This is a genomic window from uncultured Parabacteroides sp., from assembly GCF_947855115.1.
In the GTDB taxonomy this organism is placed as follows: domain Bacteria; phylum Bacteroidota; class Bacteroidia; order Bacteroidales; family Tannerellaceae; genus Parabacteroides.
Genome location: NZ_CANTZW010000016.1, coordinates 1 through 13,015, shown reverse-complemented (window position 1 = coordinate 13,015; position 13,015 = coordinate 1). Strand labels below are relative to the sequence as shown.

Here is a 13,015-nt window from a genome sequence, read left to right as displayed (position 1 = left end):
TGCTAACTTCTTTTTCTGGTTCGCAAAGATACGGCTTTACTTTGAAATAACCGGCATATGCGTGGATTCTACCGTGATGGGTTTCTTGATACCTTTTAGGTAATCCATGAAAGCATCGGTTGTTATAATACCCAGATCACAGAATTCCGGGATCTCGTAGCCCTTGAATAGGGAGGCATCGTACCCATCGCCGCCATCGGTGATGAAGGCATCGAGCGTCACCACGCAAGGGGTGTCGTCTTTGATCTCGATCTTCAAGCCGTCTCTCGTATAGACTATTTTCTCGATTTTATCCCCATTCAAGGTAAGTGTGAGATCGGAAGATTGGAGGAAACCGTTGGGATTCTTCCGTCCGTCTTCCAATAATTTTTTTAACCTCTTGCCATCAAAATGATAAGCGACGATAGCGGAGCCGAAAGGCAGGATATTTCCGGCACGCAGTCTGGTGATATCCCCTTTGGGGAGAGACGTGCGGATACCTCCGTAATGGTTTACGCCAATTACCGGCAGATTCTTGTAATTCGGCATCTCCTGCAGGAAACGCTTGGCGTAAGAAGTCGTAACCAAGGCACCGATAGGGGTATAGTCGAATTTATTGATGGTATGGTCGTGAATCAAGACCTCTTTTGCGGTAGCCAGTTTCTCGTTGAGCCGATATGTATCCATGATTTTCTTCACGGCCTCTTTCATTTCCGGGTTCTCTTCGCAGGCAACACGTAGGGTATCCCCTTGGATGAAGGAGATATTCCGCTGTCCGTTGAAATCTTGTATCTGAAACAACAATTTTCCGATATGGCTGCCGTTTACGCCGGCTTGGATGATAGGGACATTGTTAATCTTGTCTAGTACCACCTCATGTGAATGAGCGGATATGATGGCATCTATTCTATCGATGAAAGGTAGCCCCTGGGCGTTTTCCTCGATGATGCGGTAAGGTGTTTTCATGTTTGTACCGATATGCGTCAAAAGGATGACCATATCGATCTTGCCTTCTTTCTTTAGCTGATAGACCGTCTGTATGCACGCCGCTCCCAACGGGTGCGTGAACTGAAGCCCTTGCAGGTTTTGCGGCTTGGTCTTGACGTAGGTATCCGTCGTAGTCAGCCCGATGAAAGCGATACGCAGGGAGGAACCGTTTTTCAGCTTACGTTCTACGATGCGGTAAGGGCTTAACCAGTCAGGATGGGTATATTTCATCTTCTCGGTGATATTGGCGGCCACAAGGGGAATGTTTTGGGCGGCAGTGTCTGTCAGATAAGGAAGCCCCCAGTCGAACTCGTGGTTACCGATGGCCGACATTTCCACACTCATCGCCTCATACATCTTTTTTATAGGTTCGCCTCTCGTGATCTTGGAAAAGTAGCTCCCGCTGAAATTATCTCCGCCGGAGACAACGATGGTATGGGGATAACGTTGTTTCTCGTTTTGTGTCATTTGTACCAGCCGGGCGGCTCCAGGCGTGAGCCCGTCGGGGGCAAAGGCCCCGTGGAAATCATTGAAAGAGAAAATGGCTAGAGTATCTATCGAGTTGGGTGGGGTTACGATATCTTGTGCCAGTAGTGGAACGGCTAGTATGCTACTTAGCAATATCGCTGATACGAATTGTTTCTTCAGTCCCATGGTCTTATTTATTATAATAACGACAAATGTATGAAAAATAACGGGATTCACCGAGGAAAACACCCGATTCGTCGAATTCTTTTTGGTCATTTTAAACCTTCTGCCTACCTTTGTACCAGAGTAATAGCTCGTGAGAGTGAAAGCGAACCGGTTGTTCATCATAACCGGAAGATAGGTAAACATTAAGTCAAAGGGCCGCTGTCAGGATAAGACGCGGCCCTTTTGATTTACTTGTTCAATACCTTTTCTCGATAATGGCTCCGGGGAAATAATGCGTAAGGATTTTCCGGTACGAATACCCTTTGGCTCCCATTACGGCGGCCCCGATCTGGCAAAGCCCCACGCCATGTCCCCATCCGGCTCCCGTCAGGATGAAACGAGAGGGGATATCGAGGTGGATATCTTCCTTATCGACAACAAATGCCGAACTGTACAGATGCGTCTCGGATAATGTCCGACGTATCTCAAGCTCTTTCCCTATGGTGAAAGAACGGCGTACCCCTACGATCTTGAGTTTCGTGATACGTCCGGACGAACCTCTTTCCAAGGGTACGAGGTCGATGATCGGCCCGAAATCCATACCCGTTTTCCGGCGGATCAATTCCGATAGCTCTTCTTGTGTATATTCCACTTTCCAGCGGTAGAAATCCGTGGTCTCCTGATCGTAGTTATTCAGTACTTGGCTGAGGATCTCCTTATCTACGGTGTTGCAAAAGGCTTCCGGTGAGGTACGTATCCATTGTTCGGCTTCCCGCTCGTCCGTCAAGTCGGGATAGGCGGTGGTCTCACTGTCTCTCAAGGCGGTAAGATAGGAGTGGGGAACCGGTTCCCAGCAATTCTCAAATTTCTCGGTCACGCCTCCGCAGCATTTCGAGAAGCGGGCGTCGCAGATCGTGTCGTTATTCATCAATACTTCTCCACGGGTCTCTTTGATCACCTCCAAGACGATCGGGTTCGATGCCCGGGTAATACCTTGATAACGCTGGCAATGATCATCGGCGCAGACATCAAACAGTTTATGATCCTCCCGGTCGTACCAGCGGATCAAGGTCTCGTTGTCGCGGTAACAGCTTTTATAAGGCACAGCCGATCCGGTCAAGCTGAAATTCTTCTCGACCTGCGCCAGGAGCCAACTCCGCGAGATCACGGCATGGGCTTTCAGCAACTCCTTGGAGGCTGTAGCGTTCATCTCCGAAGAGATCACGCTGGTAAGATATTCCTCCACGTCCACTTGGTTGATCGTGACGATCCCGTCGTTGGTCGCCACGAGGTTCAACGCCCCCTTGAAACGTTGATCCTCCTGTCGTTGCCAATGAAAATCCACGCCGATCGTAACCGCCTTCAAGTCGAAAGAGGATTGCGGGCTGGTCGGCTCGAAAAATAGCTCCTGATAAAGCTTCCCATTGTACACGATCTTGCCGTTTACCCAAAGGGCACGTTGCTCGCCCATAGTGAACGTACCGGTTTCCGTGTGTACATATTCCTCGTTAAAAACAAATGAGACCGCCTTGTGGGTCATGATTCCCACGTTAATTACAGGTGCTTCCATAATATCTTATTCTATTCTTTTTTTGCGTTCAGAGAATTAAATGTGAGATAAGCGATCATGGCAAGGTACATGATAACCGCCAATATCTCGGCAGCGTTGCTAGATGCCCACTCCTCGTTCATCAAATTGATTCCGCCGAAACGTAAGGCCGCGCTGACCACGCCCATCAAGGCACCACCGGCGATAAAGCCGGAAGCCAGTAACGTTCCTTTCTCCAAACGGGCAGAATTCAAACTCTGGTCTTTGCTACGACTTCCCACGTACCAACTGATCGCTCCACCGATCAAAAGTGGTGTATTCAAGTCTAGCGGGATAAACATACCCAAGGCAAATGCCAACGCCGGTATCTTGCAGAAATTCAATACGACGGCGAGAACAGCTCCGATCGCGTATAAAGCCCAAGGCGCCCCTGAACCACTCATCAACGGCTCGATAACGGCAGCCATAGCGTTCGCTTGCGGAGCGGCCAGTTGCCCGGTCGTGAAACCGTATGTCTGGTTCAATATCAAGATCACGCCTCCTACTGTCGCGGCAGAAACTAGCGTGCCTAGGAATTTCCAAGTCTCTTGCTTGGCAGGTGTACTCCCCAGCCAATAGCCGATCTTCAAGTCGGTAATAAAACCTCCCGCCATGGAAAGGGCCGTGCAGACCACACCTCCGATGATCAAGGCCGATACCATGCCGGCCGGACCCTTCAACCCTACGGCGACCAAGATGATGGAGGCGAGGATCAGCGTCATGAGCGTCATGCCCGATACCGGGTTCGTGCCTACGATAGCGATAGCGTTCGCCGCTACGGTCGTAAACAAGAAAGCGATCACGCCGACCAGCAATAAGCCGATGGCGGCATGGAACCAATTATGAAGTACACCGAACTGGAAGAACAGGAACGTGACGATTAGCGATGCGATGATACCGATCGTTATCACCTTCATGGATAAATCTTTTTGCGTACGTATGGTATTACTCTCCACGGCGTCTCCTTTTCCTTTCAATTCATTCGCTGCCAAGCCTACGGCTCCCTTGATGATCCCCCACGAGTTGATGATGCCGATCACCCCGGCGGTAGCGATACCTCCGATACCGATGTGGCGGGCATAGGTGGTGAAAATTTGCTCGGCGCTCATACTTCCGACAGTCGCCGTAATAGCGTCATTGCCGAATGTAAGTACATCGGCGCTGAAAATGGCAGACATGGCCGGAATGATCACCAGCCATACTAGGAATGAACCGGCGCAGATAATCAGGGAGTATTTTAATCCGATGATGTAACCCAAGCCTAGTACGGCGGCTCCCGTATTGACTTTCAACACGATCTTGGCTTTCTCTGCCAACATTTCGCCGGCCCCGATGATACGGGTACTGATCGTCTCGCCCCACCAACCGAAAGTGGCGATGATGAAATCATACAGGCCACCGATCAATCCCGCGAATATCAAGGGCTTCGCTTGACTTCCACCTTTCTCGCCGGAGACGAGCACTTGTGTAGTTGCCGTAGCCTCCGGGAAGGGATACTTTCCATGCATATCGGATACGAAATATTTACGGAACGGGATCAAGAGCAAGATACCGATAATACCTCCCAGCAGGGAACTCATGAAAACCTCGAAGAAATTTACCGTGATCTCCGGATATTTGTCTTGAAGGATATAAAGGGCGGGCAAGGTAAAAATAGCTCCCGCCACGATCACGCCGCTACTGGCCCCGATAGACTGGATGATAACATTCTCTCCCAAGGCGTTCTTCCGCTTGAATCCGCTAGACAGCCCTACGGCGATGATGGCGATCGGGATGGCGGCCTCGAATACCTGGCCGACTTTCAGGCCCAGGTAAGCGGCTGCTGCACTGAATACCACAGCCATGACCAGTCCCCAAAGGACGGACCAAGGCGTAACTTCCGGATAGTGTTTGTTGGGAGACATAAGAGGCTTGTAGCTTTCCCCTTGTTTTAGTTCTCGGTAGGCGTTTTCTGGCAGCCCGGTTACCTTTTCTTCATTTTCTGGTTTCACGATATTAAAATGTTAGATTATTTGTTTGTGATAGTCTCGCTAAACGAGTGCTGGGTGACAAATTTATGTTTTCTGGCTGAGACATGCAAGGATTCTTTAAAGGAATCAAATGAACGGCACGAAAAACAAGCATCTTCCTTAATTAAATTCGATGATAAAAGAGGGGCTTATTGTAGATCCTTTGAATATCCCTTATTCCCCGCTCGTGCTTCCGGGAAAACATGTACGTGTTTCTCGAGAAACATGTACTACTTTTTCCGAAAACACGTACGTATTTTGATGAATACATGATCGTGTTTTTTAGCGATTGGTATTCAAAGGCTTATGCTCTTATTCCGTTTTGTGGGCTTATTGTCAGGAATTTCTCTTGGAATAGAATATGATTTTGATTTTGGTGTGGTTGCCCTATGACTAACTCGTAAATTCTTCCTATTTTTTGTGTCGGATAAGAAATCGATCTTTTGTACCCGGTTATGCTCGTAAAAATATGATAGCAGACATACTCCCGATGACTGCTATCGATATAATGTACCCTATAAGTATTATCAACAAACAAGCTATGGCCTTGTCTGTAACTTCATCCGTGAACCCATCCGGGGTGGCGTGAGCGACTTATCGTAATAAGGCATCAAACAATCGAGTAATGACTCAATTATATTCTACATTCATAATACCGGCATAAACATACACGAGTACGTGTTGCGGCATACGAAATTCATTCAGCCAATCATCAGGTAAGAAGCGACTGAATACTATATCGTCGAGATTATGTAGTCTGTCTTCAAGCATTAGAGCGTTTCGAGTAATTTGATAAGACGTTCAGCGTGCGTTACCGATACATTTTTTTGTTGCTCGATAAGTTCCGGGGTGGTACGGTTACCATAACTTACACCGCAGGTATAAACACTGCCGCTATACTCCATTAGCGTCAGTCGGCAGGTTGCTTTGTAGCAAGCCAAAAATTCGTCGATGGTATAGCCCATTGCCCCCTCATGGCTATACAGCACTTCGGGTGCACCCGTTGTGAAAGAGAGAACGAGTTTTTTGCCTTTGAGTTTGTTTCCGGTACTTCCGTGCGAGAAACCGTGACGGAAAGTCTCTTCCATCCAGCGTTCCAATATGGAAGGTGCGGAGTACCAGAAAAGGGGGAACTGCAACACGATGATATCAGCTCGGAGCAATTTCCGTTGTTCGGCTTCCACGTCGATTTTGAAGTCGGGATAAAGTTCGTCCAGTTTTACGATTTCGGCCTCCGGCAGCCGTTCGTTCAAGGTTTCGAGAATCGTTTTATTGGCTACGGATGCGGCAAGGTCTGTATGGCCGCTGATAATCAATATATTTTTCATGTTTATTTTTTTTATTGTTATTTGTTTTTATGCACCTACACCGCCGTCCACTTTATAGTCGGCTCCGGTTACGAAGCTGGCTTCGTCGCTTGTCAGAAAAGCGACGACGGCGGCAACCTCTTCGGGCTGTCCCATTCGACCTAGAGGTACGCTCTTCGTTACCATATCCTTGTGGGCTTTCGCGGCTTCTTCCGAAAGCTCGGTCTTGCCATAGATAGGGGTTTCGATGGGCCCCACGCCAAGTGAATTGACACGCACGCCGTCTTTTGCTAATTCTTTCGCCCATGCACGTGTCATGGTATAGACGGCTGCTTTCGAGGCGGCGTAGTTCGCCATCGTCGCGATAGGGTTGGTTGTCATGGTTGTCGTGACATTCAGGATATTGCCTTTTGCTGCTTTTATCATCGGCAGGCAGGCCTGGGTAAGCATGACTACGGCACGTACGTTGATGGCGAATACTTTGTCGTATTCGTCGATTTTCATCGTTGCAAACGGGGTGACGGGCGCCCATCCCGCATTATTGATGAGAATGTCGAGACGGCCGTACCGCCCACTGACAGTCTGAACCACCGTCCGTATTCCGGCTTCCGATTCGAGGTCAACTGTCTGATAAGTTATTCTTTCGTTGCAGGCGGCGGTTTCCTTCAGGGTGTTTTCCGTGCGGCCTACAATCATCACGTATGCGCCTTCGTCAGCCAAACGCAATGCAATGGCCCGTCCGATGCCTGTTCCGGCACCGGTAACAAGGGCTACTTTATTATTTAATGATTCGTACATAATTACTGTTTTTTGTTGTTTAATGATTCCTTTTTTATTTGAAATATGTCTTGAAAAATTCAACAAACTTATCGAAAGGAATGATATCCATACGGTCATACAGATCGACGTGTGTAGCACCTGGAATAATCATCAATTCCTTGTTTTCGCCTTTCAACTGTCTGAAAGCATCTTGGCTTGCACCGAGTGAATAAGCCTTGTCGCCATGAACGATAAGCACCGCGCTTTTTATTTCGTCAGCGTAAGCCATCAGCGGAAAAGTCAGGAAGGGCAGGTTCGTAATGGTCTGCCAACCGTCATTGGAGTTTAACGAACGGGGATGATAACCGCGCGAAGTCTTGTAGTAGTCGTGGTAGTCTCTCATAAACTGCGGTGCATCATCGGGTAGTTGGGCAGGAACACCGCCGGCCATTGTGCGACTGCCATTTTTCGCATCCATAGTCCGTTGTTCATTTAGTTGCCGGCGTGCTTCATAGCGTTCTTCGGACGTGAAAGTATCGAACGCTCCCATCGTGGAAGATACGGTGGCCTTGATGCGTGTATCCATGACGGCTGCACTGATGGCCAGTCCACCCCAGCCGCAAATACCGATGATTCCGATACGTTCCGCATCGACATCATCACGCAGGATAAGATAATCCACCGCCGCACTGTAATCTTCGGTATTTATATCAGGGGATGATACGAAACGAGGTTCTCCGCCGCTTTCTCCGCAATAGGAGGGATCGAACGCCATCGTGAGAAATCCCCGTTCAGCCAGAGTCTGGGCATAAAGGCCGGAACATTGTTCCTTGACCGCTCCATAAGGGCCACAGACGATAATGGCGGGCAGTTTACCCAATGTGTTTTTGGGGATATATACATCAGCAGCCAACGTGATACCATAACGGTTTCCGAATGTTATTTTACTATGGTTTACCTTTTCGCTTTTAGGGAATGTTTTGTCCCATTCTTCTGTTAAATTCAATGTTTTCATATTCTTTTCTGTTTGATAGTTTCGCTCTGCACATACACCGAACGATGTCAGCAACAGACAAAGCATGATGAAATATGTTTTATAATCAATTGACATAATTCTCAGTATTTTTTTTATTCCTTAAACTCAAATTGTGCCGCCACGAAACCCCGTTCTCAAGATTCCGTATCTCATGTATTTATTTTTTGTTGTTCGGGTTAAACTGCTTGTCGTAATTCAGGAGGAACTTCACCAGCTCCGGATTACGGTGTGACCAACGGAAGTCGGCCGGTTTATCGAGCGGACGGATGCTTACAGTCTGCATATAATTCTATCTTAAGAGTTAATATTCTATTTGAGCAATATCGGCGCTCTGCATATCGAAAGCCTCTTCCGCTTTTCCCGCGATATCGATGTGTGTCCGGCTCTGGAGCAATACGTTGAAAGCGGCCTTGTCTTTAAGATCGATAACCATCATCACAGCATCCGGACGCCCGAACAGTCCGCGTGTACGACCTACCGTGATGTCTTCAATAACTGTTTCTTTCTCTTTCATGGCGCGCATTTCAGCCATCTTTTGTTCTACCACGTCATCGGAAATTCCTTCCTTGACGTTGATGATGAATACATGACGTAACATATTTTTCGCTTTTATTTATTCGTAATAATTAAAATCTTGATTATAGGCCTTTGCCTAATTCGTATGCGTTGCTTGCAGCGAACCTTTCTATTCGATTTTATCCAGAAGCTCAAAGTTTGTAACAGATAGCACTACTCTGTTTACTCATGAATTTTGTGCAACCCGATACCTTTTACCGTAGGCAAGTCCATATCGTCGTAGATGGGGCTTTTACCCGTATCCAATGCGGCGATGGCTGCCATTTCCTTGTCGGAGAGCGTGAAGTCGAGGATATGGAAGTTCTCCATCATCCGTTCCTTATGTACGGATTTCGGGATGACCACGACGTTGCGCTGGTTCAACCAACGAAGAATCACGGCTCCGACACCCTTATCGTGTCGTTCGGCTATCGCTTTCAATGTTGGATGATTGAATATGTCATTCTTCCCTTCGGCAAAAGGCGCCCATGCTTCGTGCTGGATACCTTCCTGCTGTAAGAAAGCATTGGCCGCCTGCTGCTGGAAAAACGGATGTGTTTCCAACTGATTCACTGTCGGCTTAATTTCATTATGCAAGAAAAGGTCTTGCAGGCGTTCGTTAGAGAAACTCGTAACCCCGATAGCCCGGATACGTCCCTCTTTATAGAGTCGCTCCATCGCCCGCCATGCGGCATAATAGTTCCCGTAGGGCTTGTGCATCAGGTAAAGGTCGAGATAATCCAATCCGAGTTTTTTCATCGATAAGTCAAAAGCCCGCAGTGCGTTGTCGTATTCGTAGTCCTGGACCCACAGTTTAGTAGTGATGAAAAACTCCTCGCGCTTGATACCGCTTTGCCGAATGGCATTTCCCAACTGCTCCTCATTGAAATAAGCCGCAGCCGTATCGAATTTCCGATAACCGATTTCGATAGCGTCATTCACGGCTCGTTCCGTTTCTTTTTCAGGAATCTGAAAGATACCGAACCCGATGGCAGGCATCATTACTCCATTGTTTAATCTTACATTTTTCATATCCTTCATGTTTTTTAGTTCTGACGCAAAGTTACAGAGTACCTATCATTTTATCGTTGCATTATTCGGAGAGGAATTTTCACTATTCGTTGTTTTTTGTTTTCTTTGCAAGAAATGAAAGAAAAAATGAAACATACAGACTTTGATGGGATTATTTTTGCTGATACATTGCAAGAGTTTAATACTTTACGATATGCAGGAAGAGTAATCCATATTCTTTGCGGCGGAGGAAATATGGGTTTCACATTTCAAGATACCCGTTATAACATCGCGGCTGGAGATTATGTAATTCTACCCAACGCCACGCTCGTATCGGAATTTTCGGATTCCGAGGACTTTCAAGGTATTTTGATGAACCTTTCAGATGCGTTCGTTTCCTCGATAGCCATTCGCAGTAATTACGGTATTATCGGGTATCTATCACTTTTGCAGAATCCGGTCATGAAACTTTCCTCCCATGATTTTCAAGTATGCGAGCAGGCTATGCTCTGTATCCGGCAACGTCTGAAAGATACAGAGCATCTGTTTTGGGAAGAGTTGATAGGAAGCCTGCTTACGGCACATATTCTCGACCTCTATGATATTCATGCACACAGTCGGAATAATGTACAGGTATCGGAACGTATAACCTCTTTGCTTCGGAATTTCATAGAACTGCTATATAATGGTGAATATATCCAAAACCGGGATCTCGATTTTTACGCTTCCCGACTTTGCATTACTCCTCATTACCTATCGGAGATATGTAAAAAGGTAAGTGGCAAACCTGCGACTTATTGGATTGACCGTTTTACTCTTCAGGAGATTACCCGCTTGTTGCGACAAAAAGAACTTTCCTTGACAACGATTGCCGAGAGGATGAATTTCTCCTCTGTTTCTTATTTTAGTCGATATGTACAGAAGAGGATGAAAATGACTCCGTCGGAGTATAGAAAGGATACATATACTCGTTAATTTTATGGCATTGGACGTAGAACAAATGAAATTCATAACTCTACAATTTTTAGTGAACAAATTTATTCGTTGTAGAGTTGCTCTTTGATACGCAAATCACAGCATATCAATGCGATCACACTCGGAATATAACTTTTTTCACCTCCCTCTGCCCGAATTTTGGAAATCTCAATCCGCTCTAAATTTCGTTTTTTATACGTATCTTTGTCAAGGATAAGAAACTTTTATGTATCTGTCTGAATGACAGTATAGAGTGGAGATTAAGAAAGTTGTCGGTAACGATTTGGCGACCGTGTAACTGCGCTGAACTGCTGCGCTATGCATCTCGTTGAACAACTCTATGCAAATGTAAAGATTTTCTCGAAATCTACAAAACAGACAAACGTTAATTATCCGTTCAACCCGTATTTTATCATTTTACGGTAGAGGGTGGCACGGTCGATACGCAGCAGTTTGGCCGCCTCCGTGCGGTTGCCGCCGCACCGTTTCAGGGCTTCGACGATGCGGCGTTTTTCGCCCGCCTCGTCACGGATGGCCAGCGAGTGCCCCGCGTCGCTTGTCGGTTCGGCAGCTTCCAGCCCCATGTCCTCCACACGGACAATGCCGCTTTCGGCCAGCAGCACCGCACGCCTGACTTTATTCTGCAACTCACGCACATTGCCCGGCCACGCGTAGGCGAGCAACTGTTCGGCGGCCTTTTCCGTGAACCCGCATGTTTCGCGCCGCAGCTCTTTCGAGTACCGCTCCCGAAAAAACTCGGCGAGCGGCAGGATGTCGTCGGAACATTCCGAAAGGAGCGGCAGCCGGATTTCAAATTCGTTCAGTCTGTGGTACAAGTCCTCCCGGAAACGACCGTCCCGAATGGCTTTTTGCATATCCTCGTTCGTGGCCGCAACGATCCGCACGTCCGTTTTACGCTCGTGCCTGCCGCCAATAGGCAGGTAGGTGTTTTCCTGCAATACCCTGAGCAGCATGGCCTGTATTTCATAGGGCATCGTACCGATTTCATCCAGAAACAGCGTCCCGCCTTCGGCCATACTGAAATATCCCTCCCTGTTCGTGTCGGCTCCCGTGAACACCCCCTTGACATGGCCGAAAAAGAGGGACGGGGCGAGTTCTTTGGGCAGCACGCCGCAGTTTACGGCCACGAACGGCATACCCCGCCGTTCGCTCGACCGATGGATGTTACGGGCGACGGATTCCTTGCCCGTCCCGTTCGCACCGAGAATCAAGACCGACATGTCCGACGGCGCGACCAGCGCAGCGAGCCGTTCCACATGGCGGGCTTGTACGCTGCGGCGTTGGAACAGCACCTTTTCCTCCCGTTGCACGGTCGAAAGCGGGCGCAGTATCTCGTCTGTCATTTCCAGCAACCGCTCTTTGTGTACGGGCTTGGGCAGGTAGTCTTTCGCTCCCGACCGGATAGCGCGTACCGCATCGGACACCGTTGCGTACCCCGTCATGATGATATACGGGGTTGTCATCCTCTCCTTGCGCATCCATTCCAAGAGGGAAATACCGTCCCCTTCCGGCAGACGCACGTCCGAGAGGATCAAATCGAAAGCCGTCCTGCGGATCAGACGACGTGCCGCAGGCTCGTCGATGGCCGTCGTCACCTCGTATCCGGCTTGCAGCAGCCAGTCTTTCTGCATCTGCGACAGGCTGACGTTATCTTCAACTATCAATATCTTCTGTTTCATGCTTCATTTCGTTTTCCGCTTCCGCAATCAGCAGGGCGGTATGGTCTATGACCCGTTGCGTGTATTCCTCGACCGCTCCGTCGTCCGCCTTGTCGTCATGCAGCACGTTCCGGTAGGAGTGCAGCAGGTCGTCCGTTTGCAGCAGTTCCCACATCGGCAGCATACGGTGTACGACCTCCCGCAGCCGTTCTCGGTCGTTGCCTGCCTTGCGGAGCTGTTCGATGTCCTTGCGGGATTGTCCGATGAACGTCCGGAGCAGTTTCTTTTTATCCCTCACCTCTGCCGTGAGAGAGGCGAAATCCGCAGATACAGCCTCCGGCTTCGTGCCGTCGGTGACAGAGGCGATAAGGTCGAGCAGCTCGCGCATCGAGAACGGTTTGTAGATGCAGGCTGCAAATCCGGCGGAGGCGAAAGCCTCCCTTTCCTTGTCGCCCCGTGCGGTCATGGCGACGACCGGAATCGTGCGCGAATTGCCG

Annotated in this window: 10 protein-coding genes and 2 pseudogenes; 1 reads left to right on the top strand and 11 read right to left on the bottom strand. The window is 48.5% G+C overall.

The genetic code is table 11. From position 1 onward, the window contains the following. Positions 1-36: 36 nt before the first annotated feature. The 9 genes and pseudogenes from Q0110_RS10925 to Q0110_RS10885 all read right to left on the bottom strand — a co-directional run bounded on the left by Q0110_RS10925 (position 37) and on the right by Q0110_RS10885 (position 9,885). Positions 37-1,620: a 5'-nucleotidase C-terminal domain-containing protein gene (locus Q0110_RS10925; protein WP_297906181.1), complete on the bottom strand. Its 1,584-nt coding sequence runs from the start codon at positions 1,618-1,620 to the stop codon at positions 37-39. Between the two features lie 235 nt (positions 1,621-1,855). After that, a complete protein-coding gene (locus Q0110_RS10920) occupies positions 1,856-3,169 on the bottom strand; it encodes a SpoIID/LytB domain-containing protein (protein WP_297906180.1) in 1,314 nt (437 codons plus the stop codon). An 11-nt stretch (positions 3,170-3,180) separates the two neighbouring features. Then, a complete protein-coding gene (locus Q0110_RS10915; protein WP_297906179.1) occupies positions 3,181-5,178 on the bottom strand; it encodes an oligopeptide transporter, OPT family in 1,998 nt (665 codons plus the stop codon). A gap of 788 nt (positions 5,179-5,966) precedes the next feature. Beyond that, positions 5,967-6,524, bottom strand: a complete 558-nt coding sequence (locus Q0110_RS10910; protein ID WP_297906178.1) for an NAD(P)H-dependent oxidoreductase — start codon at positions 6,522-6,524, stop codon at positions 5,967-5,969. Positions 6,525-6,551: 27 nt separating this feature from the next. Further along, complete coding sequence (locus tag Q0110_RS10905; RefSeq protein ID WP_297906177.1) at positions 6,552-7,301, bottom strand: SDR family oxidoreductase; 750 nt, start codon at positions 7,299-7,301, stop codon at positions 6,552-6,554. A 34-nt stretch (positions 7,302-7,335) separates the two neighbouring features. Then, on the bottom strand, positions 7,336-8,277 hold the full coding sequence (locus tag Q0110_RS10900) for an alpha/beta hydrolase (RefSeq protein ID WP_297906253.1): 942 nt from the start codon (positions 8,275-8,277) through the stop codon (positions 7,336-7,338). A gap of 178 nt (positions 8,278-8,455) precedes the next feature. Then, positions 8,456-8,569: pseudogene (locus Q0110_RS10895) on the bottom strand (aldo/keto reductase); the annotation flags it as partial. A gap of 30 nt (positions 8,570-8,599) precedes the next feature. Continuing rightward, the gene (locus Q0110_RS10890; RefSeq protein WP_297906175.1) at positions 8,600-8,896 is read right to left on the bottom strand and encodes a hypothetical protein; all 297 of its coding nucleotides are present in this window, start codon (positions 8,894-8,896) and stop codon (positions 8,600-8,602) included. Between the two features lie 140 nt (positions 8,897-9,036). Next, the gene (locus Q0110_RS10885) at positions 9,037-9,885 is read right to left on the bottom strand and encodes an aldo/keto reductase (protein ID WP_297906174.1); all 849 of its coding nucleotides are present in this window, start codon (positions 9,883-9,885) and stop codon (positions 9,037-9,039) included. Between the two features lie 126 nt (positions 9,886-10,011). Here Q0110_RS10885 and Q0110_RS10880 point away from each other — a divergent pair, with 126 nt between their 5' ends. Continuing rightward, positions 10,012-10,839 (top strand): helix-turn-helix domain-containing protein, encoded by an 828-nt coding sequence (locus Q0110_RS10880; protein ID WP_297906173.1) that lies wholly within the window; start codon positions 10,012-10,014, stop codon positions 10,837-10,839. Between the two features lie 389 nt (positions 10,840-11,228). Here the strand turns inward: Q0110_RS10880 and Q0110_RS10875 are convergent, their stop codons facing one another. Then, a complete protein-coding gene (locus tag Q0110_RS10875; protein WP_297906172.1) occupies positions 11,229-12,539 on the bottom strand; it encodes a sigma-54 dependent transcriptional regulator in 1,311 nt (436 codons plus the stop codon). Next, a pseudogene (locus Q0110_RS10870) lies at positions 12,514-13,015 on the bottom strand (hybrid sensor histidine kinase/response regulator); the annotation flags it as partial. The pseudogene Q0110_RS10870 and the gene Q0110_RS10875, both read right to left, overlap by 26 nt.